At 29.3% G+C, this 22639-nt stretch carries 23 protein-coding genes; 9 read left to right on the top strand and 14 right to left on the bottom strand.

Translation table 11 applies throughout. From position 1 onward, the window contains the following. Window positions 1–15: 15 nt before the first annotated feature. Genes OD91_RS11800 through OD91_RS11820 form a run of 5 tightly spaced genes read left to right on the top strand, consistent with a single transcriptional unit; the run spans window position 16 to window position 2972 of the window. Window positions 16–603: an LUD domain-containing protein gene (locus OD91_RS11800; protein WP_144896586.1), complete on the top strand. Its 588-nt coding sequence runs from the start codon at window positions 16–18 to the stop codon at window positions 601–603. Window position 604: 1 nt separating this feature from the next. Beyond that, complete coding sequence (locus OD91_RS11805; protein ID WP_144896587.1) at window positions 605–1399, top strand: phosphatidate cytidylyltransferase; 795 nt, start codon at window positions 605–607, stop codon at window positions 1397–1399. Between the two features lie 3 nt (window positions 1400–1402). Continuing rightward, window positions 1403–2059, top strand: a complete 657-nt coding sequence (locus OD91_RS11810) for a phosphatidylserine decarboxylase family protein (RefSeq protein ID WP_144896588.1) — start codon at window positions 1403–1405, stop codon at window positions 2057–2059. A gap of 11 nt (window positions 2060–2070) precedes the next feature. Further along, entirely contained in the window at window positions 2071–2343 is a 273-nt protein-coding gene (locus tag OD91_RS11815; protein ID WP_144896589.1) for an acyl-CoA-binding protein, read from the top strand. Next, entirely contained in the window at window positions 2340–2972 is a 633-nt protein-coding gene (locus OD91_RS11820; protein ID WP_144896590.1) for a YceI family protein, read from the top strand. Before OD91_RS11815 ends, OD91_RS11820 begins: the two co-directional genes overlap by 4 nt. A gap of 25 nt (window positions 2973–2997) precedes the next feature. On the opposite strand, the gene OD91_RS11825 is transcribed toward OD91_RS11820, so the two are convergent. From OD91_RS11825 to OD91_RS11840, 4 genes are all read right to left on the bottom strand, one after another. Next, entirely contained in the window at window positions 2998–4644 is a 1647-nt protein-coding gene (locus OD91_RS11825) for a M1 family metallopeptidase (protein WP_144896591.1), read from the bottom strand. 3 nt (window positions 4645–4647) lie between these two features. Beyond that, entirely contained in the window at window positions 4648–5538 is an 891-nt protein-coding gene (locus tag OD91_RS11830; protein ID WP_144896592.1) for a TIGR01777 family oxidoreductase, read from the bottom strand. Then, window positions 5531–6535 (bottom strand): carboxylesterase, encoded by a 1005-nt coding sequence (locus tag OD91_RS11835; RefSeq protein WP_144896593.1) that lies wholly within the window; start codon window positions 6533–6535, stop codon window positions 5531–5533. Before OD91_RS11835 ends, OD91_RS11830 begins: the two co-directional genes overlap by 8 nt. 68 nt (window positions 6536–6603) lie before the next feature. Beyond that, entirely contained in the window at window positions 6604–9216 is a 2613-nt protein-coding gene (locus OD91_RS11840) for a zinc-dependent metalloprotease (protein WP_144896594.1), read from the bottom strand. 305 nt (window positions 9217–9521) lie between these two features. Here OD91_RS11840 and OD91_RS11845 point away from each other — a divergent pair, with 305 nt between their 5' ends. Continuing rightward, window positions 9522–10646: a VWA domain-containing protein gene (locus OD91_RS11845; protein WP_144896595.1), complete on the top strand. Its 1125-nt coding sequence runs from the start codon at window positions 9522–9524 to the stop codon at window positions 10644–10646. A gap of 81 nt (window positions 10647–10727) precedes the next feature. After that, a complete protein-coding gene (locus tag OD91_RS11850) occupies window positions 10728–12194 on the top strand; it encodes a magnesium chelatase (RefSeq protein WP_144896596.1) in 1467 nt (488 codons plus the stop codon). Between the two features lie 3 nt (window positions 12195–12197). Here OD91_RS11850 and OD91_RS11855 read toward each other — a convergent pair whose 3' ends face one another. From OD91_RS11855 to OD91_RS11870, 4 genes are all read right to left on the bottom strand, one after another. Next, on the bottom strand, window positions 12198–12773 hold the full coding sequence (locus OD91_RS11855) for a YdeI family protein (protein ID WP_144896597.1): 576 nt from the start codon (window positions 12771–12773) through the stop codon (window positions 12198–12200). Next, window positions 12774–14105: a M28 family peptidase gene (locus OD91_RS11860; protein ID WP_144896598.1), complete on the bottom strand. Its 1332-nt coding sequence runs from the start codon at window positions 14103–14105 to the stop codon at window positions 12774–12776. A 4-nt stretch (window positions 14106–14109) separates the two neighbouring features. Then, entirely contained in the window at window positions 14110–15435 is a 1326-nt protein-coding gene (locus tag OD91_RS11865; RefSeq protein ID WP_144896599.1) for a hypothetical protein, read from the bottom strand. A gap of 92 nt (window positions 15436–15527) precedes the next feature. Then, window positions 15528–15872: a DUF6249 domain-containing protein gene (locus tag OD91_RS11870; RefSeq protein ID WP_144896600.1), complete on the bottom strand. Its 345-nt coding sequence runs from the start codon at window positions 15870–15872 to the stop codon at window positions 15528–15530. A gap of 144 nt (window positions 15873–16016) precedes the next feature. Here OD91_RS11870 and OD91_RS11875 point away from each other — a divergent pair, with 144 nt between their 5' ends. Next, window positions 16017–16619 carry an RNA polymerase sigma factor gene (locus tag OD91_RS11875; RefSeq protein WP_144896601.1) on the top strand — a complete coding sequence of 201 codons (603 nt, stop codon included), beginning with the start codon at window positions 16017–16019 and terminating at the stop codon, window positions 16617–16619. Further along, on the top strand, window positions 16606–17019 hold the full coding sequence (locus OD91_RS11880) for a hypothetical protein (RefSeq protein WP_144896602.1): 414 nt from the start codon (window positions 16606–16608) through the stop codon (window positions 17017–17019). Before OD91_RS11875 ends, OD91_RS11880 begins: the two co-directional genes overlap by 14 nt. Here OD91_RS11880 and OD91_RS11885 read toward each other — a convergent pair whose 3' ends face one another. From OD91_RS11885 to OD91_RS11910, 6 genes are all read right to left on the bottom strand, one after another. Next, window positions 17020–17892 carry a hypothetical protein gene (locus tag OD91_RS11885; protein WP_144896603.1) on the bottom strand — a complete coding sequence of 291 codons (873 nt, stop codon included), beginning with the start codon at window positions 17890–17892 and terminating at the stop codon, window positions 17020–17022. It lies immediately after the preceding gene. Window positions 17893–17964: 72 nt separating this feature from the next. Beyond that, on the bottom strand, window positions 17965–18777 hold the full coding sequence (locus OD91_RS11890) for an alpha/beta fold hydrolase (RefSeq protein WP_144896604.1): 813 nt from the start codon (window positions 18775–18777) through the stop codon (window positions 17965–17967). 71 nt (window positions 18778–18848) lie between these two features. After that, the gene (locus OD91_RS11895) at window positions 18849–19454 is read right to left on the bottom strand and encodes a Crp/Fnr family transcriptional regulator (RefSeq protein WP_222428678.1); all 606 of its coding nucleotides are present in this window, start codon (window positions 19452–19454) and stop codon (window positions 18849–18851) included. 114 nt (window positions 19455–19568) lie between these two features. After that, window positions 19569–19946: a YrdB family protein gene (locus OD91_RS11900; RefSeq protein ID WP_370511752.1), complete on the bottom strand. Its 378-nt coding sequence runs from the start codon at window positions 19944–19946 to the stop codon at window positions 19569–19571. Window positions 19947–19958: 12 nt separating this feature from the next. Then, window positions 19959–21767 (bottom strand): DUF885 family protein, encoded by a 1809-nt coding sequence (locus OD91_RS11905; RefSeq protein WP_144896606.1) that lies wholly within the window; start codon window positions 21765–21767, stop codon window positions 19959–19961. An 80-nt stretch (window positions 21768–21847) separates the two neighbouring features. Beyond that, entirely contained in the window at window positions 21848–22357 is a 510-nt protein-coding gene (locus OD91_RS11910; protein ID WP_144896607.1) for a thioredoxin family protein, read from the bottom strand. Window positions 22358–22639: the final 282 nt, after the last annotated feature.

Genomic DNA, 22639 nt, shown 5'->3' on the forward strand with positions numbered 1-22639 from the left:
GCTTTAATTTTTTATATGAGTTTTTTTAAGAAACTTTTTAAAGTTGTTACCACAACAAAAGATCAGGAGATAAAACAACAAGAAGTTAATTTATCTTTAGACGATGCTTTTGTACATTATTTTATTAAAAAAGGTGGTAAGTTTTTGTATTGTACAAAAAAGAATGAGATTGCAGAAAGCTTGAAAAAAATTATTAAGGAGAATAATTGGAATACATTATCTGTTATCGATCAAGACTTAATTAAACTAGCTAAAAAAACGAATATTGCTTTAGTTGAAGAGTTTAGTACTACTGATCCCTTTTTTACTACTTGTGAGCATTTAATTGCCGATAATGGAGATATTTTATTTTCATCAAATCAAATAAAAAGTAAAAAACTTTCTGAGCTTTCAGATAACTTTATTGTCTACGCAAAGACAAGTCAGTTGGTAAAAGATACTGGACAAGGTTTAACTGGTATTAAAACAAACTGTAAAGAAAATATTCCAACAAATATTAGTGCTGTTAAAAAATACGCTATTAATAAAAACGATGATAATTTTTTAAATTACGGAAACAGTAATTCTAAAAATTTATATTTACTCTTATTCGAAGATTTATAATATGAGTAAATTATTAACAAGAGTTCTTACTGGTTTTATTTATGGTGTAGTCGTTATTTTTTCAATTCTTTATTCTGAGTATTCTTATATCGGATTAATTTCTGTTTTTGGAGTTTTATGTATTTGGGAATTCTCTAAGTTGATTGATTTTAAAAGCTTTGTTTCTTATTTATTTTTTGGTTTAATTATTTTTCTGATGTTTAAAAGGCCAGAAAACTATGCCTTAAAAGTAGTTTTAGGGATTACAATTTTATCATCCATTTATTTAATATATCAACTATTTTCTAAAACAGAAATTACCTACACTAATGATCGATCTAAATTAGGAACGACCATAAGATATGTTGTGTTTTCAATGTGTTTTCTTGTATTAATTCCTTTTTATAATCAAGAGTATCACCCGTATATAATCTTAAGTATTTTAATCTTAATTTGGGTAAATGATAGTTTTGCTTTTTTTGTTGGTAAAAACATTGGGAGAACAAAACTTTTTGAAAGTGTATCACCAAAAAAAACCATTGAAGGTTTTATTGGAGGTATGATTTTCTCTCTAATTGCTGGATATATTATTTCAATGTATTTAACAGATTTTTCAATTATTAATTGGTTAATTATTGCTGCAGGAGTTTCAATTCTTGGAACAATTGGCGATTTAATTGAATCAAAATTTAAAAGACAAGCAAACGTTAAAGACAGCGGAACCATACTTCCTGGTCATGGAGGAATGTTAGATAGATTAGACAGTTTGCTGTTTGTTTCACCCTTTGTATATTTGTACATACATTTTATAATTTAAGCTATGATTCGTTTTCATAAAGAAGGATATACTATTATAACTATTACTTTTATTATTGCAATTGCATTAATATTAGCCGCAGAAAAATTCATTTCAACATTTTGGTTGATGAAAGCACTGCAAGGAGTTGTAATACTTTTTGTTTTATTGATTTTGCAATTTTTTAGAAATCCAAAGCGAAAAACAGTTATAAATGATAATCAAATTATTGCTCCGGTAGATGGAAAAGTAGTTGTGATCGAAGAGGTTGAAGAGCCAGAATATTTTAAAGATAAAAGATTACAAGTTTCCATATTTATGTCGCCTATAAATGTACATGTTACACGTTATGCGGCAAATGGAAAAATTAATTATAGTAAATACCATCCTGGAAAATACTTGGTAGCTTGGCATCCTAAAGCATCAACAGATAACGAAAGAACTACTGTTGTTATAGAAAACGAGTCTTTTGGCGAAGTTTTATATAGACAAATTGCTGGTGCATTAGCAAAGCGAATTGTTAACTATGCTAAAAAAGACGATGCTGTTGTGCAGGGTACTGATGCAGGTTTTATTAAATTTGGATCAAGAGTAGATGTTTATTTACCTCTAGGAACTAAAGTGAATGTTGCCTTAGGTGATAAAGTAAAAGGTGGTGTACAAGTAATTGCTGAAAAGTAAATTGCATCTTTATGAGTAAGGAGTTAGATAAAAAGTTTACTAAAGCATTTGATGAAGTTTCAAAATTAAGAATGAATCTTCCTCCAGATGTTAGATTGCAATTTTATGCTTTTTTTAAGCAAGCTACAACTGGAGATAATTTCTCTTTTAATAACGAATCTAATGTAATAAGTGCGTTTAAATACAATGCTTGGATGCAATTAAACGGAATGCCAGCTGAAGAAGCTAAAAAGAAATACATTAAATTAGCAAAGAAAATTTTAACAAAAAAGAAGACTTCATGAAAAAATTAATCATTTATATATTGTTATTTTCTGTAACACCATATTTTGTTGGCTGTAAATCAGAAGCGAAAAAAGAAGTTAAAACAGAAGAAGTAGAGAAAAAAGTAAAAAGTACTGCTGCATTTTCTTTACAAGAAGCTTCAAATAAAATAAATTGGACAGCCTATAAAACTACTGAGAAAATAGGTGTAAAAGGACAATTTAAAAAAGTTAACATAACGGCAAATGGTGAAGGGAATACTGTAAGAGAAGCTATAAATAACGCAGAATTTTCAATTCCGTTAACAAGTATTTTTACTTCAGATACAAGTAGAGACTATAAAATTAGAAAGTTCTTTTTTGGTGTGATGGAAAATACTGAATTACTTTCTGGTACATTAGTTTTAGAAGATGATGTAAAAGGACATGCTTTAATAACTATGAATGGCGTAAGTCAAAAATTACCTTTTGTTTATAGTTTAGTTGATAAGGTCTTTACTTTTTCTACAATTATGAATATCAATAATTGGAATGCTCAAAAGGCATTGACGTCTTTAAATGAAGCCTGTAAAGACTTACATAAAGGAACAGATGGTGTTTCTAAAACTTGGAATGATGTTGAGATAAAAATTACTTCAACATTTAAGTAATATTTTATACTACTTTTTGTTTAAACTATAACTCCTTTATTTTTATAAAGTAATTTCTATCTATATTAAAATTAGATGAATTTGTTTTAATGGTTTTCCAGCTTTTGGTTGGATGTATCATTTTTGTTTTACGATCAATTTCTACTTTTAAAGGAATCATAAATCCGTCAATGATATTATTCCAACGATATGAAATAATATTATTTTCAATTTTATATTCTAAAACAGGGATTTTAGTTGTTCTTAAATATTGGTCAAAAAAAGTACTTAAATCTATACCAGATTGTTTAGAAATATAATTTTCAATTTCTTGTGTTGTAACTGTTTTATGATAAAAAGTACTATTTAATCCTCTTAAAATTGAACGCCATTTTTCATCATCATTTATAAGCTGACGAATGGTATGCAACATATTTGCACCTTTATAATACATGTCTCCAGAACCTTCACTATTTACATCATATTGACCAATAATTGGAATATCATTTGAAATATTAGAACGCGTACCTATTACATAATCTGCAGAAGCTTCTTTACCATAATAGTAATCTAAAAATAGATTTTCTGAATAAGCTGTAAAGCTTTCATGAATCCACATATCAGCTATATCTTTATAGGTAATATTATTTGCAAACCATTCGTGTCCAGATTCATGAATAATTATAAAATCAAACTTTAATCCCCAACCAGTATTAGATAAATCTCTTCCTAAATAACCGTTTACATATTTATTTCCATAGGTGATAGAACTTTGATGCTCCATGCCTAAATAAGGGGCTTCAACTAATTTAAAACCATCTTTATAAAAGGGATATTTACCAAACCAATGCTCAAATGCTTTCATCATTTTTGGAGCGTCTTTAAAGTGTTTTTTTGCTTTTTCTAAATTATCACGAAGTACATAATAATCCATGTCTAAAAGTCCAGCTTCACCGTTATATTTTTCAGAAAAATGAACATAATCTCCTATATTAATATTTACTCCGTAATTATTAATCGGATTGTCAACAAACCAATGATATGTTGTTGTTTCATCTTTATGTTTTTCAACTTTTCTTAGGCGTCCGTTAGAAATGTTCATTAAGTTTTTAGGCACTCGAACGCTTATAGCCAAACTATCAACTTCATCATACATATGATCCTTGTTTGGCCACCAAACACTAGCACCTAGACCTTGACAAGAAGTTGCTGCAAAATGATTTCCGTTGCTATCTTTTTTCCAAGAAAATCCACCATCCCAAGGTGCATTTCTAGCAACTTTAGGATTTCCTTCATAATAAACATCTATTGAATTTATTGAGCCAATTCTTTGTTTTTTATTTAGATGAATAAAATGTGCATTTCCTTCAGAAATAATTCTTAACGATTCTCCTTTCTGTGTTGCTTTTGTGATTTTTAAAGGTGGTTGTAAATCAATTTGTAAAACTTGATGTGATTTTAAAACTTTGTATTGAACGGTGTTTTTTCCTTTAATAAATTTTTTATCAGGATCTACTGCTACTTTTAAATCATAGAAAGTTACATCCCACCAGGCTCTTTCAGGTGTTATAGAACCACGTAAAGTATCTTGCTTGGTAAATGTCTTTGTATGTTCGAAAAGAGAAGTTTGGCCTAGTATTGAAAAACTCAATAAAAGAAGTAGACTATTTATTAAAATAGATTTTTTATACATGATTTATTTAGATAACAAGTTAGTTAATGCTTTGTTCAAAGTTTTGAATTCAAATTCAAATCCTGTTTTTGTTATTTTTTTTGATGAAACTCTACTCCCATATAGCAAAATCTTTGCCAATTCTCCAAAAACTGTTTTTAATACAAATGAAGGGATTTTAATAAGGAGTATAGTTTTAGATAAAACAGTTCCTAAAGTTCTTGTAAATGATAAATTTGTTTGATGTTCTGGAGCCACAGCATTATAAATTCCAGTAAATGTATTGTCTTCAATTGCTTTTATATACAGGTTGCATAAGTCATCGATATGTATCCACGGCATGTATTGCTTCCCGTTTCCTAATGAAGATAAAAAAATAGGTGTATTCATTTTAGATAATGCTCCGCCATTCTTTGTTAATACGATTCCAGTTCTTAAAATAGTAGTTGGTATGTTAATTTGATTATACTTTTTTACTGCATTTTCCCATAAAACACATACATTAGAAATAAAGTCATTTTCTGGTTTATCATCTTCTTTAAAAATAGTATCAGATGTCATTGCTCCATAATATCCAATGCCAGAAGCTGAAATAAAACCTTTTAAAGGTGTTTTTAATTCGGTAATTTTTTTAAATAATAAGTTTGTAGATTGGACTCTACTATCTATGATTTCTTGCTTTCTTTTATTTGTCCAACATTTATTTGCAATCCCAGCGCCAGCTAGGTGAATGATGAAATCTAAATCTGTAAAAACTTTTTCATCAATATACTTCTCTTTGATGTTCCATTTATATTCATTCGATTTTGTTGGGTTTCTACTAAGAATTCTTACCTCATGATTATTTTCTACTAACTTTTCATGAAGGATCTCTCCAATCAACCCAGTACCTCCAGAGATTAAAATTTTACTCATTTTCCGTTATAGGTTTCAATTCTAAAACTGTATCGGCAAAATCAAAAATAGCATCTTGTACCTTTAAATAATCTTTATAAAAAAATCGAGAAGCTATAGAATGATTTTTAGCTTCAGGAAAAGCTACTTTAATTTTTTTGTTAGTAGGGGTAGAAGTTTGCTCAAACATGTCTAGCATCCGTTTTACAGAAACCGTTTTATCTTGTTCTTTTTCATTTTTATAATAATAGCCAATAAAAAGAGGTTGATTAATTTTTTTGAAAGTCTCTTTTTTCATAGTAGTTTCAATCATAGCTTTTAATTCAATAATAGCTTCAATTCTATACTTTCCATACCAATATTTGTCAGCATCGTTTGGCGGATACCAAACTTGAAAATCACCTCCCATGACCGTACGTAATATTTGCTTACCCCAAGGTTTGGTGATTAAATTAGAATTTGTATCATATACATCTACATTCGGAGAAACAAAAATTAAACCTGCTATTTCAGGATGGTGCGCTGCTAAATATAAGCCAGCTGTAGCCCCAGTACTTGTGCAAAGTAGAATTACTTTGTCACCTATTTTTTTTCCGATTGCTAATGCTTTTTTTGCTGAATTTATATATCCTTCTGCAGTAAAATTTAGTAACGGGTTTTCTGTTCTCAATCCATGTTCAAATAGGCGAGGAGCATATAGATTTGTAGTATACCGTTTAGAAAAATTAGTGTACAACTCTTCATTTTCAACTGGACTTGCTGAGAAACCATGCAAATAAATGACAGCATATTCAGTTTTTTTAGCAATACTATCTACCCAAATTATTCTAGAATGATTGCCTTCTCTTATAAGTTCGTTTTTATTTTCTTCTAAAATATTGGTGTTAATTTCAGATAAGTTATCAGTAATTAATGGTAGATCTGGAGTTAATTGTGGAATGCTTGCTTTTGGCCCTAAAAAATAAATAAAGAGTAAGACTAAAATTAAAATTCCGAGAACTTTTAGAAGTTTTTTCATTATTTAGTAAATATAAAAAAAACCGTAATCAAATAAACGATTACGGTTTAATAAAAAAATAATCTGTGTTATTTAATATCTTTTAAGGTATTTGTAATTAATATTTTTAACTGGTTTTTATGTGCTTTTGTTGCAATATTACCAGTATTGTTACTTACCCAAGTTTTAATATTTTTCAAATTATACATCGCCATTGCTTTAGATGCATTTGTGTATCTAGAACTACTTTTTCCTTTAACCATATTGATTAACATTTTAGTATAGGTGGCTTGTAAATTTTGTCTAAATGAATTTACAGAACCATACACATCTGGTTTAAACATAGTGTTGTTTAAATCTGTCATAAACATTGATAATTTATATTGATTACCATATAATTCTGAATTAGATATTCTTTGAATAGTATTTGGATGTAAAATATGGTTTAGTACTCTTCTCTGGTATCCTAAAACTTGCTCATGAATTTTTGGGTCTTCTGGTCCGCCAAAGAAATTAAATCCTCTACGTTGTCTAGCTAAGAAATTATAAATTTCTTTCGGTGCTTTAAAAGCATTTGGAGCAAATACATGTTTTTTTAGCGCATTCATAGCTCTTTTTTGATCTGCTAAACTAACTGGAGTATAAGGTTGTGTTTCTCCCACTTGTCCAGACATTGCTCTATCTACATATACACCACCAATAAATCTAGAAATAACATCTCCAGCTCTAGCAGCTTGTCCATTTAAAACATAATAGGCTTGTCTTAATTCTTGGTACGATTTTCCTTTTCTAGAAAAACGATCTTTAATATCGTTCATCATGGTATTTACTAATTCAAATCTATTGATAGAATATTGAATTTGATCATTAGATAAATCACCTGTCATTACTCGTGGATCAATCGCTTTTCCAGGAGAACGCATATCATCAGCATCATTTCCGAAAATTAATTCTGGTTGAGTCGATTTATTTAATAAAGCATCTCTTTCTGCGTTGTTTTTAAAGTCTTGATATCCAAACTGAATTGCCCAAACATCATAAGGTCCAACTGCCATATCGTAATACTGTCCTTGTTTAGAGCGATCATTTGTTAAGTTTATTCCAGCATAATCCATTACAGAACCCGTTAAACATTTTCCTTTAATAAAGTCTGGATCAGCTAATTGTGCAGGAGTAAATAATTGACTCGCTTTCATATTGTGATTTAGCCCTAAAGTATGTCCAACTTCATGCATAATTAAAGAAATCATTCCTTCTTTTTTCATACCTTCCATTTCAAGATCTGATGCACCAGTTGCAGCCATTACAATTTTACCAAACATGGTGTTTTCATGCATTAAATGTCCTTGAGAACAATACATATGGTTCTCTTTATTATTAAGGAAATCGTTCTTTTCTACATCTTTATCAATATAATTAGCTGCAGCTGCATTGTTGAAAATCCTATCATAAATTACACGATTAGTAAAGTGTACATATTCTAACATGATATCTGCTCCTAAAATTTCTCCAGTTTTTGGGTTTACAAAACTTGGCCCATAACCACCAAAAGGAGGATTAGGTGAAGATGTCCAGCGCAATACATTATAACGCACATCACCAGCATCCCAATCAGCATCGTCTGGTTGAACTTTTACTTCCATCGCGTTTTTAAATCCAGCTTTCTCAAAAGCAACATTCCAAGCTAAAACACCTTCTTTAATTGTTTCTCTAAATTCTACAGGAGTAGAGTTTTCTATCCACCAAGTAATTGGTTTTATAGGTTCAGAAACTCCTAATTCAGGATTCTTTTTCACTAATTTCCAACGATGAACTAAATCTCTATAATTAAGAGTATTTGTAGTTGTCATGTCATTAGTTTGTGTGTGAAAATAACCAACTCTAGGGTCGTCAAGCCTAATTTTATAATCACCTTCTGGTGTATTCATAAATGTATGAAATACTTTTACAGATACATTTCTACCGTCTTTAACATCTCTACCACCACCATTTAAAACTGATGGATTACTGTAAACATATTCTGTTTTAACATTCGTGTTTTCTGGATAATTTTTTATTTCATTAATCTTAGATTTGTTTTTATCAAACCTACCTAAACTAAATGCATAAGGAGATTGTCCTGGACGTCGAGGAGCTTTTATTCTCGTAAAAGTTTCTGATAAGAATAAACTGTTCGCGTCTATTAAATACTCGCCAGTTTTATCATCTGTAGCTAAAATTTTAGAACTTGCAATAACTGCATCACTAATATTTGCTTTGGCAGATTTATGCAATGCATTATTTTCATCAAAATGAAAAGAAGTGTTAGGTGCTATAAATTCAATTTTATTAAAGTATTTTTTCACATTAAAAATTGAAGATCCTCTATAGGCACCTCTAAATGCTCTAACAGCAGTAATACCATCGGCAATCTGAGCAAAATAAATAAAATCTTTATCTAGCTGCTCTTTTTTTACTAGCATCTTTGTTGCACCCGTTACAGTATCTTGATAAATAGTAAATAACCCTTCTATTTTTTTACTGCTTTTAGTTAAGTCTGCAATAGTTTTGGTTTTCTTTTTTTTAGGTTTTGGCTTCGGTTTTGCTGCTTCTACTTTGTCTTTCTTTTTCTTTTTTCTTCTTTGTGCATCTGCGTCATGTATGCCTGTTATTGCTACAACTAGCAATAAAGAACATAGTAGTTTAAGTCTTTGTGAAAACATTTTGAATATTTGATTTGAATTAAACGTTAAAAATACCTAAAAAAATAAAGTATTTTGTTAACAATATTATAAAATTAACCTTTTGATTTTGTGTTTTTTTCGCAAAGTGATAAAATTTCTTCATCTCTATTTTATGGTATAGTTTCTCTTTTTATTTGATTTAACTATTCAAAATCATTTTAAAATAAAATTGTGGTCTTTTCTCGAACTTTCTCATTATTTATAGGTTCAATTTATGCAGTTATATACTAAAGCAATGTTAATCTTTTTTTATGTGATTTATAAAGGCGTATTTTTATAGCATAATGAAAAACAATACAAAAAGAAAAGGATTCGTTTTTAAAACCTACGAAGCAGAAAATAAATCTCCCTTTGAGATGCTTTTTGAAATATTTAAAGAACTAATAACACATACATCTGGCGATTTTGATGAAGCTATAGATTGGTTGCGCTCTTTGGATAAAGAATATAAACTAACTGATGAGAACTATACGATTGATGATTTTATAGAAGATTTAAAGAAGAAAGGTTATATAAAAGAAGAAATAAAAGGTGATGGAACAGGAGGTACTAAAATAACTCCAAAAACTGAACGCGCAATTCGTCAGCAAGCACTAAATCATATTTTTGGAAAAATAAAAAGGAGTGGTGCAGGAAATCATAAAAGTAAATCTCCAGGAATTGGAGATGAACATACTGGTGATTTTAGAAATTATCAATTTGGCGATTCGTTAGACAAGGTTTCGATGACAGAAAGTATTAGAAACGCACAAATTAATAACGGAATAGATAATTTTAGTTTAACTGAAAATGATTTAGTAGTTGAAGAGACACTTCATAAAAGTCAAATGAGTACTGTATTAATGATAGATATTAGTCACTCTATGATTTTATATGGAGAAGATAGAATTACACCAGCCAAAAAAGTAGCCATGGCTTTAGCTGAATTAATTACAACTCGGTATCCAAAAGATACATTAGATATTATTGTGTTTGGAAATGACGCTTGGTCTATTAAAATTAAAGATTTACCGTATTTACAAGTTGGGCCATATCATACAAATACTGTTGCAGGTTTAAACCTAGCGATGGATTTACTTCGAAGAAAAAGAAATACCAATAAACAAATTTTTATGATTACCGATGGTAAACCAAGTTGTTTGCGTTTACCAGACGGTCAGTATTATAAAAATAGTAATGGTTTAGACAAGTACATTGTAAACAAATGTTATGCAATGGCGCAACAAGCCAGAAAATTACATATTCCAATCACTACTTTTATGATTGCTCAAGATCCTTATTTAATGCAATTTGTAAGAGCATTTACACAAGCAAATCAAGGAAAAGCATTTTATACAGGTTTAAAAGATTTAGGAGAAATGATTTTTGAAGATTACGAAACAAACAGAAAGAAAAGAATTAAAGGTTAATTAAGATAAAAGAAACTAGAATAAATATTTAAGAGGATGAGTAATGTCACTTTTCTTTGTTCTAGTATCTAAAACAGAGAAATGAATTTAGAAAATATACAAACATTAGGAGATTTAAAGAAAGCAGGTTATCAATCAAAATCTATTAAAGATGAGTTGAGAGAAAACTTAATCAGTAAAATGATGAGTAAAGAAACTGTTTTTGTTGGAGTTCACGGATATGAAAATACGGTTATTCCAGAATTAGAACGCGCTATTTTAAGCAAACACAATATTAATTTGTTAGGATTAAGAGGACAAGCAAAAACACGTTTAGCAAGATTGATGGTAAATTTGTTAGATGAATATATTCCTGTTGTTGAAGGATCAGAAATTAATGATGACCCTTTAAATCCAATTTCAAGATTTGCTATTGAAATCATCAAAGAAAAAGGAGATAAAACTCCAATTTATTGGTTGCATAGAAATGATCGTTTTGCAGAAAAACTAGCAACTCCAGATGTTACGGTTGCTGATATTATTGGTGATGTAGATCCTATAAAAGCAGCTAATTTAAAATTGAGTTATGCAGATGATCGAGTAATTCATTATGGAATGATTCCGAGAGCAAATCGTTGCATTTTTGTGATAAATGAATTACCAGATTTACAAGCCAGAATTCAAGTTGCTTTATTTAATATTTTACAAGAAGGCGATATTCAAATTCGTGGTTTTAAATTACGTTTAGATTTAGATATGCAATTTGTATTTACTGCAAATCCTGAAGATTATACAAATAGAGGAAGTATAGTTACACCTTTAAAAGATAGAATTGGTTCACAGATTTTAACGCATTATCCAGAAGATATAGAAACTGCAAAAATAATTACACAACAAGAAACGAATAAAGTAAATTCTCAAAAAGAGTTTATTCAAGTTCCAGAATTGGCAAAAGATTTGCTTGAACAAATTGTTTTTGAAGCTAGAGAAAGTGAATTTATAGATTCTAAAAGTGGTGTAAGTGCACGTTTAAGTATTTCTGCTTTCGAAAACTTGTTAAGCACAGCAGAAAGAAGAGCGTTACTTTCTGGAGAAGATAAGACTATGATTCGCTTAAGTGATTTTGATGGAATTATTCCTGCTATTACAGGTAAAGTAGAATTGGTTTACGAAGGTGAACAAGAAGGTGCAAAAGTTGTAGCAGAATCGTTAATTAAGAAAGCAATTAAAACATTGTTTCCAACGTATTTTCCTGAAATAAAAAAGTTAGAAAAACAAGAAGAAGAATCTCCTTACGATGACATTGTTTCTTGGTTTTTTAATACGGATGAAGATTTTGAATTGTTAGATGATTTTACAGAAAAGCAGTACAAAGATGAATTAGACAAAGTAAAACCGTTAAAAGATTTTTTACTTAAATACCAACCAAATATGAATATAAACGATGCTTATTTTGTAAAAGAATTTGTGCTTTGGGCGTTGGTAGAATTTAAGAAATTAAGTAAATACAGATACGCAGATGGAACACAATTTAAAGATCCATATGGTAGTTTTATAAGTGGATTGTAGAAATCACCTAATTCCATGAGATTTTAAATTCTCATTACACAACCGAATTATTTCTGTAATTCGGTTTTTTCTTGTGGTCTCTCTTTTTGCTTGATTTAACCAATACAAATAGCTCTTTCTATAACTTGGAGCAAAGTTTTTATAGTTAATAAAAGCGTTTTTGTTTTTATCAAACTCAACTTTTAAATCTTCAGGAATTATTCCTTTTTCTACATCATCTAATGCCGTCCAAGAACCATTTTGTTTACCAATTTTTATAATTTCTAATCCACTTTCGTGCATTAAATTATTAGAGATTAATTCTTTAATATATTTTTTATTTAAAGCACTCCAAACACTTTTAGGGTTTCTTTGACAAAAGTACTGTTGACGTTTTCCATTACCTAAACTTTTTACGGTAGAATCTATCCATCCATAACAAAGAGCTACTTTTACAGCTTCTTCCCAGCGCATGGATTCTTCTTCATTTTCAACTTTGTAAAAAATGAGATATATGCCTTCAGAAGAACAGTAGTTTTCTGATAGCCATTTACGCCACTCAATATCATTTTTAAAATAAAGTTGAGGTCTGGTTTCCAATTATCTCATTATTTTATTAGGGAATGTTACTATGCTTTCATGGCCATTTTTTCCAACTGCAGCTACTCCAAACATGAAATTGTCTATGACAATTCCTTCTAAGGTAAATTCAGTAGAATTTTCAACATATCTAAAGTTGTCCCAAGTTGGAGACGTAGTATCTCGCCAGTAAATTTTATATCCTTTAGCTCCATTTACTTTAGACCATTTTAGTCTAGCGGATGCTTCTACAATTCCACCAATACCAACTTCTTTTGGACTTGAAGGAGCGGATGCTATCGAAGCAAGATTAATTGCATTTACAGCTGTTAACTTTTTTGCATACTTAAAGTTTACATATTCAAGTTTATCGCCATAATCTATACCGTTTTCTGTTCTTATATCTTGATGTTGCTGTGTGTAGTTTTCATGGGCTTCCATAATTCTAATTCCAGGAAAACCAGCATCATTAAAAGGTCTATGATGTCCGCCACGTCCAAAACGATCGAGTCTATAAATCATTTTCGGATTCATTTCTGGCATATATGTTTTGGTAGTTGTGTAAACATATCTAGCTAACTGACGAGAAACTCCATCAACTTCGCCACCATAAAACCGACGTGATTTTCTTTGACGTTCAGTTTCTGTTGGTGGAACAGGTTCGCTAAAAATTCTGAATGTACGATTATCAATGACACCGTCTACACCTGTAATATTTCCAATCATGTCATTGTTTAAAATTCCGATAATATTCCAACCTTTTTCTTTTGCGAAAGCAGCTAGTCCTTTACCACCAAATAATCCTTGTTCTTCACCTGATAATCCAACATAAATAATGCTGTTTTCAAATTTGTACTTACTTAACACTCTAGCGGCTTCAATTGTTCCTGCCATTCCTGAAGCATTATCATTTGCCCCTGGAGAATCTTCGGTATAATTGTTAGGATCGGAAACTCGAGAATCTATATCGCCAGACATAATGATATAATTATTTGGATTTTTAGTTCCTTTTTGAATGGCTACCACATTTACTACCCAAACATCTTTTGTAATTCTTTTGTTCGTTCCTTTTTTTACTAAATCTTTCTGATAAAAAACATCTAAGCAATTATTACATTTTGAAGCTGTTTTATCGAATTCAGATTTTATCCAACGTCTTGCAGCTCCAATTCCGCGAGTTTTAGAAATTGTGTCGCTTAAGGTATGTCTTGTGCCAAAATTTGCTAAAGTTGTAATATCTGATTGTATTCTATCAACAGAAACTTTATTAATAATATCATACATTTTTGTGTCTGTTTGCGCACAAATACATATTGAAAATAGTACTGTTACTAGTGTTAAAAATGATTTCATATATTTAGTTTTTATAATGCCAAAAAGGAATGTTAACATCGGCTCTCTGAATTGTATCTTTTTTGTTTTTTCTAATTCTCCATAATTGAAGAAGATGTTGCCCTTCAGAAAGACTTTTTGTTGGAATATAGGTTTCAAAACCTAATTGATTTTTCTTGTTTTTTGTAATTAAAAATGTACTATTATATTTTATTGAGTCAATAAAAATATCATGCGTTTTATTAAATATTTTAAGGTACTCTTTAGAAAGACTGTCGCGTTTACTCCATGTATTAGTTGGGTCTCCTGAAAACACAATATCAGAAGATAAACCTCGAAGGTCTTTTTCTGGTTTTAGTGATGGGTGATAATTGAAAATTCTATCCTCTAAATTTTTAGTAAATACTCTAAATACTTTTATGTAAGGTTTTGTAATAATTTTAGATTGAATTGAAGTGTGTTCAACAAAATCGCTATCTTTTAATAATAAGTCTTCGTACTTATTGTTTTTCATATAAATTTTAGATGATAAGCTATTGGTGTCTAAATAATTAGATTTTCTATTTTCTACCGAAATTAAAATACCAATACCAATATAAAAGGGAACTAAAATAAAACTTAAACGCTTTCCGAATTTATTGTCTAAGAAGTTATAAACCAGTGGTCTATAAAGAAATGATAATGTTAAAAAACTAAAGACCCAATAAAAAGGAAAATAAATTTTTGATAACCATTTTCTCTTTTTTAGAAAACCTTGGGTAATAAAATCAATGAATGATAATATTATTCCTACGACTAAAAAAATGATAATAGGAATTGCAACAAAGTTTTTAATATGTTGATTTAAATTGTAATCATTATCCATCAAATTAATAACAAATACTAATGATATTAGCACAATAAAAATTCCTAAAACATAAAAAATAAGTAGAAAAGACACAGCAAATAAAACACTACAATAATTTTCTAAGGTCGCTACATATTTGTCAAAAGAAACAATCTTCTTTTTTAAATGTTTCGTAAACCTATTATGGTAGTTTAATTTTTCAAAATCAATATCTCCAGAAACATAACGTAAGCCCAACGCTCCAATCCATAATCCTCTTAAAATTACATGTATTAACAAGTTGAAAATTAATATAGAGCAAGCAATGATTCCTATTAAACAGATTAAAGTTTGATAAATATCTCGTTGATTTTCAGCGACTTGAAATTGTAATTGTATTGGTTCAAAAGCAGTAAACAAACCAAATATTGCAAAACCAGAAATCAGTAATTCTAATTGCCAACTTTCTTGTTGTAGTTTATCTAACAGTTCTTTAAACTTACTGTCTTTATAATCGTTACTCATTTGGTTAGAATTTTGCTTAAAGATACAGACTTTTTAAAAACAAAAAAACCACTCCTAGTAAGAAGTGGTTTTAAATAAAGTTTGGTAAGAAATTATTCTTTTTCTAATTGTTTTGTTAAGGTAAATCCAACAAATAACCCAACACCAGCCATAAAGAAGATACAAGCTGGGTAAATTCCATCACTATCCATTGTTGTATACGTATCTAATATTAGCGCTAAAAACACTCCTAAACCAATTCCCATTAGTAATACTGCAAGGTTTAATATAAATACTTTTCCAAAAGAGCTTTTAGTGTTTCCCTTCATAAAAATTTTTGCATCTGCACCTTTTTCTATCAATGCTAATCGTTCTCTGTTTCTTGTAGAAAGGTATAAGTAGATTACGCCAAAAGTGGCTAAAAACATGCTTATTGGTATTAAAATTTCGCCGTCCATAATTATTATTTTTAAATGATTAATTTTATTGTGTTTGCTAGATATGACTGTAGCAATTAAAAAAAGGTTACAACTTTTATAAAAAAAAATATTTTTAAAGTTTTTCTGTAACCTTTTATATCAATTATCAGTCAAAAGAATAGAATGACAACAATTAACGACGAACCTATTATTGATGATGTCTTAAAAGGCAATACAAATGCCTTTTCCATTTTGGTAGAAAGGTATCAGAATATGGTATTTACGTTGGCGTTAAAAATGGTAAAGAGTAGGGAAGAAGCAGAAGAAATTGGGCAAGACACATTTATTAAAGCGTTTAAGAATTTAAATAAATTTAAAGGTGATTCAAAATTTTCTACGTGGTTGTATAAAATAGGCTATAGAACTAGTTTAGATTATATCAAAAAGAATAAAGAAAAGTACAATACTAGTTCTTTTGATGATGATTTTACTACGCAAAACATAACAAAAGGGTTAATTACTTCTGTTGATGATGCGTTGCAGATCATAGAAAGAAAAGAACGTGCAGCAGTTATTAATAAATGCATGTTAGCATTGCCAGAAGATGAACGTTCTATTTTATGGTTTTTTTATTTTAAAGAGTTAAGTTTAAAAGAAATAGTGGAGGTAACAGATTTGTCTGAAGCCAATATAAAAGTAAAATTACACAGAGCTAGAAAACGTTTGTTAAGTATAGTAGAACAAAAAGTAGAACCCGAATTAATCAATCATTATGGGAGAAAATAAACACATAGAAGAGTTAGATGCTTTTGCAAAAAAGTATGTACAAGAAATTAAAATAGAAAAACCATCTGTAAATTTTACAGCAAATATTATGGATGTTCTTTTGAAAAAAGAAAACTCAGCTATTTATAAACCTGTACCCTTGATTTCTAAAAAAGTGTGGTTCATTCTTGTAGGTATGGTTGTAGCTTTATTTGTTATTCCGTTTAAAAAATCGGAAAAAGGATTATTTGAACTACCAGAAGTTAACTTGTCATTTCTAGAAAAAGTTCAAGTGCCAAACTTGTTAGAAAATATTTCTTTTTCTAGTACAACAATTTATGCAGTATTCTTTTTGGCTATTATGTTGTTTGCTCAAATTCTTTTCTTAAAAGGACACTTTAATAGAAGAATTAATATGTAGTTAATTAGAGGAAACTAAGGCAAGTTTTGTTCCTTTTTTATTGACTAAAATTCTAGAAATAATCTTGTGAGTATTTTTTGAAAACGTGTGAAAAACACTCCAATCTGTATCTGTTTTAGGATTAAATTTCATCAACTTATTATTATTTGCTAGTAATAATGTTCCGTCTGGTAACCAACAGATATCTTCTTTTTTATCAATAGAATTAATAATTTTCTTAGTTTCTTTCGTTTTAGGATTTAATGATCTAATCTCCCACAAATCGTTTTGTTTACTAATATAACTTACTAATATAGAATTAGGGATTTTATGTAAAGAACGTCCAACTTTTTTCTGAATGGTGATGTTCTTTTTAGATTTTAGTTTGTTTATCATTAAGTCTAAATTATCATCTACAATAACAATAGAGATTACAGTTTTCTTTTTATACCACATTGGGTACGCTACTTTTAAATCGGCAATTAATTCTTTGCTTTTACCTGTTTTAATATCGTATTTATAAAAACGTTGTAAACCATCAGTATCTAAACGTACAGCAGAAAAATCTCTAGATTTAGGAATTCTTTGTGGCGAATATTCTCCACCATTAGGCGTGTTATTTATGAAGGCAGTTTTTCCGGTCTTTATATTATATTTTACTATATCATTTTGTTTATTTCTTGTTGAAGCAAACAAAACAGTATTGCTATTATAAAAATGTGGCTGATTATCATACCCAGGGTTCTTAGAAATGTTTTTACCATTTTTGAGTTTAAATTCACTTCCAGTTTTTTCAATATCAAAAAGATGAATTTCAGTATCTGTTTGAGCAAAAGAAATACTTGTAATAAAAATAAGAAGGTTTATTATAATTGCTTTTTTATATAAATACACGATTGATTATTACTAATTAACTAGGTAAAAATACTAAAAAAACATTTGGAAGAAGTGTACTAGCATAACTTGTCAATCAATTTTTTGTTTAATAAGTTCTACTACTTTTTTAGACCAAAGCATTTTAAAATGCCCAGTACCATCTATTTCTATAAATTTAGAATTCTTAATATAAGAACTAACTAATTTAGATTTTTCAATCGGTATTACTTTATCATTCTTATCATGAATAAACGTTACATTTTCCATTGTTATGTCTTTAACTAGATCAATAGCCTTAAGTTTTATAGGATCATAGGTTGTAGTTTTCTTTATTTTATCAATTAATAATTTTGTTGTGTTGGTTGACAAACCAAATTGAGTAACGGCAAGTCCAATAAATTCTAAGAAACGACTAGGGGTGGTTAATAAAATCATTTGATTTACTTTATATCTTAACGAACTCATAGCAGTAATTGCAAGAACGCTACCCATAGAATGCGTTATTATTATATCATAGTCATCTTTTTGTAAAAACAATTTTACTAAATCAGACATTTCAAAAAAATTAGTTTTTTTCTTAGTGCTGGCACCGTGGCTTGGTCCATCAAAACTTATTACTTGGTATCCTTTTTCTATTAATACTGGTATGATAGCTCCAAAATTTGAAGCTCTACCGCCCCAACCATGTACTAGAAATGCTTTCCTTTTTGCAGTTCCCCATGCATAAGTTTTTATTTTAAATTTTTTAAACTGGATAGTATTAGTTTTAGCAGTTTTTATAATAGCTTTTTCAAATGGTTTTATTTTATTGATTTTTGGTTTCGAAATAAAACCATAAGCAATGTTAGCAGCTAGTTTTGGAGATATTTTTTGTAAGATGTTAAATACTTTTTTCAAATTCATTTGTAGATAATTAATAACCTAACAAATTTCTATCATTTTAGTATTTAAGTCATGACACATTTGTGTCAATATTATGAAGTTGCTAAAACTTTTCTAATTCTAGTTAATGTTTGACGTTTAATTCCTAAAAACGAAGAAAGATGGGTTAAAGAAATACGATTTAATAGTTCTTTATTATGTGATATGAAGTTAAGATATCTTTGTTCGGCATTTTCAAATAAAAAACTTTCAATTCTATTTTGCCTGGCATTTAAATGCTTTTCAGCTATAAGTCTACCAAACTTCTCGAAACTTTTATATTTAGAATAAGATTCTTGAATTAAATGATAGGGGATATTTACTAATAAACATGGTTCTATTGTTTGAATATAATATTTAGAAGGTTTTTGTTCGATAAAGGCGCTATAATCTGCTGCGTAAAAATTCTCTTTAATAAAAGTAATCGTTATTTCTTCACCTGATTTATCAATATAAAAAATTCTTAACAAGCCTTTATAGACAAAGCCTAAACTCTTTTGGATTTCACCAGCGATTAAATAATTTTTCTTAGCTTCTAACTCAATAACCTTAACTTTATTAGTGTGAAAGTTTAATTCATTAGTGTTTAAATCGGGGCAAACCTTCTTTAAAGCATTAGAATACGCTTCTATAGGTTTTGATATATTGTAGTTACTCATTTTGTGTATGCTTTGTTCAATATGCAAACAACTAAATTAATGATTAATATTGGAAACTAACTACCAAACTTAAGTTAGTATGATACAATACAATAACTGTTTCAGTTAGTTTTTTTATTTAGAAAACAACCACAAAATACGATCATAAGAAATGATATAATGTGCCAAGATTATGATTCCAAAAATGAGACTTAGTTGTTTCCAACCCATATCATTTTGTGCCCAAACGGCAAAGCTAAAAATGGCAAGTTCTATGAATAAGCGGATAAAACCAGGCGTAATAATTGGTGCAGCTCCAGAACGACTAGGGTCATCTGGTACAGCAAATACACCCCAAATAATAGCTAAAATAATAGGAATGCCAAAAGCTAAAACAAATTTAAACGAAGTTTCACTTTGTTTCCAGCCCCAAATCCCCAAAGAAATGAGTGCAATGATTTCTAATAGAAATCTTAAGAATAAATTTGCTGGATGCGATCCGATAGTATTTATTTTTTAGTAAACTTATTGTTTCTGAGAAGCTATCCAATTATTAATTTTATTTTCTAATAATGCTAAGGGGATACAACCTGTTTCTAATACTTGGTTATGAAATTCTCTAATGTCAAAAGCATCGCCTAAATCAGATTTTGCTTTAGCACGTAATTCTCTTATTTTTAATTGTCCTATTTTATAAGACAAAGCCTGTCCTGGGTTTGCCATATAGCGTTCAATTTCTGATATAATGCTTCCTTCGCTTTCAGCTTCGTTATCTAAAGAATACTGTATTGCTTTCTCTCTAGTCCAACCTTTTGCGTGCATTCCTGTATCTACTACCAAACGGATGGCTCTGTGCATTTCCATACCTAACATCCCAAAATATTGATATGGGTCAGTATATAAACCTAGTTCTTTTCCTAAGTTTTCTGTGTATAACGCCCAACCTTCTCCATAGGCACTATACCAAAGTGTTTTTCTAAAATCGGGTAAGACTTTACTTTCTTGTGTCAAAGAAATTTGATAGTGATGCCCTGGGATAGCTTCGTGCAAAAACAAGGCTTCGTCAGAAAAAACATTATACCATTTTGCATCTGGAATTGGCGTATAAAAAACACCAGGTCTTGTGCCATCTAAAGAACCAGGATTGTATTCTGCACTTGCAGAAGCTTCTCGAAATTTTTCGGTTTGCTTAACTATAAAAGGTGTTTTTGGTTTGTTACCAAATAATTTTTCTAGTTGAGGTTTCATTTTTTCATGAATCGCGTTAAAATTATCGATGATTTCTTTTGGTGTAGTATACGGCATCAATTCTTTGTTGTTTCTCACAAAATTGAAAAACTCTTTCAAACTTCCTTTAAAACCAACTTGTGTTTTTACCTTTTCCATTTCCGATAAAATTCTAGCCACTTCACTTAAACCAAGTGTATGAATTTCATCAGCTGTCATGTTGGTAGTTGTATAGTTTTTTATAGCATGATTGTAATAGGCTTCGCCATTAGGGATTTCAGATATTCCGCTACTTGCTCTACCAGCTTTTAAATAACTAGTATTTAAAAAAGTGTACATTTCATTAAATACTGGTACTAATTTTTTATCTAAGGTTTCTGTATACGCTTTTGTTAATTCATTTTTATCATTGTTAGAAAAATCTGAAGGAAAATTATTGACAGGCGAATAATATAAGTGCTTCGTAAAATCTTTAATTCCTTCGGATGATGTTGGTACACTTGCTAACGATTTGTATTGCGGAATCACCTTTTTTATTAATGATGTTGGTAAAACATATCCAGTTTTAATACCTTCTTTCATTCTTTGAACAGCAGATTGCGTCCAATTATAGTATCCATCTAATCTACCCAACCAATTTTTATAATCTTGTACTGTTTTAAAAGGTTGTGCGCTACTTCCGCTTGCCAATTGACCCATGTTTAGATTTACCGTCCACATTTGGTTAACTGGGAAAAGTACATCATTTTTAAAACTTGCTTGCGCTAAAGCAATATCGCAATCCCATTCTAAAACAACTTTACTCATTTGCTCGCTTTCCGATAAATTTTCGTCTTTAAAATGCGTTAGTTTTTCTTTATAGCTTTTATAAAAATCGTTTAATCTTTGCTGATATTCATCTGTTAAAAAGTTAGGAAAAACATCATTAAATCTATTATCACCTGCAAAAGTTGCATTAAGCGGATTTAATTTTAATTTTCCTTCGTTATAATCTATTAAAAGCTGATTAAAGGTATTTTCAGATGTAGTAGCAGTGTCTTTTTTCTCTTGATTACAAGCAGTAAAAATGGTAGTAATTGCTAAAAAAACAAAAAGTATTTTTTTCATGATATTTGAAATGATTGATTGTAACCAAAAATAGTATTATTCTTTAGAATAAAGGCTTAATGAAAACTTAAAATAGAATTCTAAAGAAATTTTTCAGCAATAATTTTAAGGTTTTTTTCACTAAGACTTGACGTAGTTCTTAGAATGTTTATAAACTCTAGAACTTCATCTTTAGTACCAGGACACCCTAGATTCCTTCCATTTTTATTTAGTGAGTTTTTTATCATTTCTCCAGAATTATTTAAAATTGCCCAAAATGGTAAGCCAGATTTTTCTCCATTATGTATTTTTAACAATTCAAATGCGCCAGGGTTTTCTAAGTTTTTATTCTTTGGAGATTCCTTAGCTACTAAAGTGACCATAACATAATTAGAATCGAAAAGATCCTTGCAACTTCTACTTTTTATTTTTTTATCCATCACTCTACACCAGCCGCACCATGATGCGGAATATTTAATAAAAATATTTTTATTTTCTACTTTAGCTTGTGTAATGGCATCTTGCAAAACCCTTAAAGCAGTTTCTTGAGCTTTAACATGTGTTGTAAATATTGATGCGATAAAAAATAGAGTGATTAGTTTTAATTTCATTTACAGTAGTTTTTAAAGTAAATGTAATTAATCTTATAATAAGAATAACATGCATTACTCTTTTTTATCTTGTTGTTCTATTTGATAAGAACTCCCAAAAACAGATTTGTCTTCGTTGTTTATGGAGTTAGACAACCCCAGCATAAGAGCTGTAATAATTGTTAAAATCTTCTTTTTTAACCAGTATATTGGTCGTTTAGAATTGCGTAAACGCGTATTTTTTTTCTTTTTATACATGTAAATAATGATAAATGAAGAATTGTATGAATGATCATTTTTATA

Source organism: Lutibacter sp. Hel_I_33_5, from assembly GCF_007827455.1.
Classification (GTDB): Bacteria; Bacteroidota; Bacteroidia; order Flavobacteriales; family Flavobacteriaceae; genus Polaribacter.

Coding starts and splice junctions, on each gene's coding strand:
- OD91_RS11800 (WP_144896586.1), top strand. CDS start 16: ATGAGTTTTTTTAAGAAACTTTTTAAAGTTGTTACCACAACAAAAGAT.
- OD91_RS11810 (WP_144896588.1), top strand. CDS start 1,403: ATGATTCGTTTTCATAAAGAAGGATATACTATTATAACTATTACTTTT.
- OD91_RS11865 (WP_144896599.1), bottom strand. CDS start 15,435: ATGAGTAACGATTATAAAGACAGTAAGTTTAAAGAACTGTTAGATAAA.
- OD91_RS11845 (WP_144896595.1), top strand. CDS start 9,522: ATGAAAAACAATACAAAAAGAAAAGGATTCGTTTTTAAAACCTACGAA.
- OD91_RS11820 (WP_144896590.1), top strand. CDS start 2,340: ATGAAAAAATTAATCATTTATATATTGTTATTTTCTGTAACACCATAT.
- OD91_RS11890 (WP_144896604.1), bottom strand. CDS start 18,777: ATGAATTTGAAAAAAGTATTTAACATCTTACAAAAAATATCTCCAAAA.
- OD91_RS11815 (WP_144896589.1), top strand. CDS start 2,071: ATGAGTAAGGAGTTAGATAAAAAGTTTACTAAAGCATTTGATGAAGTT.
- OD91_RS11895 (WP_222428678.1), bottom strand. CDS start 19,454: ATGAGTAACTACAATATATCAAAACCTATAGAAGCGTATTCTAATGCT.
- OD91_RS11870 (WP_144896600.1), bottom strand. CDS start 15,872: ATGGACGGCGAAATTTTAATACCAATAAGCATGTTTTTAGCCACTTTT.
- OD91_RS11840 (WP_144896594.1), bottom strand. CDS start 9,216: ATGTTTTCACAAAGACTTAAACTACTATGTTCTTTATTGCTAGTTGTA.
- OD91_RS11805 (WP_144896587.1), top strand. CDS start 605: ATGAGTAAATTATTAACAAGAGTTCTTACTGGTTTTATTTATGGTGTA.
- OD91_RS11835 (WP_144896593.1), bottom strand. CDS start 6,535: ATGAAAAAACTTCTAAAAGTTCTCGGAATTTTAATTTTAGTCTTACTC.
- OD91_RS11850 (WP_144896596.1), top strand. CDS start 10,728: ATGAATTTAGAAAATATACAAACATTAGGAGATTTAAAGAAAGCAGGT.
- OD91_RS11825 (WP_144896591.1), bottom strand. CDS start 4,644: ATGTATAAAAAATCTATTTTAATAAATAGTCTACTTCTTTTATTGAGT.
- OD91_RS11830 (WP_144896592.1), bottom strand. CDS start 5,538: ATGAGTAAAATTTTAATCTCTGGAGGTACTGGGTTGATTGGAGAGATC.
- OD91_RS11910 (WP_144896607.1), bottom strand. CDS start 22,357: ATGAAATTAAAACTAATCACTCTATTTTTTATCGCATCAATATTTACA.
- OD91_RS11905 (WP_144896606.1), bottom strand. CDS start 21,767: ATGAAAAAAATACTTTTTGTTTTTTTAGCAATTACTACCATTTTTACT.
- OD91_RS11860 (WP_144896598.1), bottom strand. CDS start 14,105: ATGAAATCATTTTTAACACTAGTAACAGTACTATTTTCAATATGTATT.
- OD91_RS11875 (WP_144896601.1), top strand. CDS start 16,017: ATGACAACAATTAACGACGAACCTATTATTGATGATGTCTTAAAAGGC.
- OD91_RS11880 (WP_144896602.1), top strand. CDS start 16,606: ATGGGAGAAAATAAACACATAGAAGAGTTAGATGCTTTTGCAAAAAAG.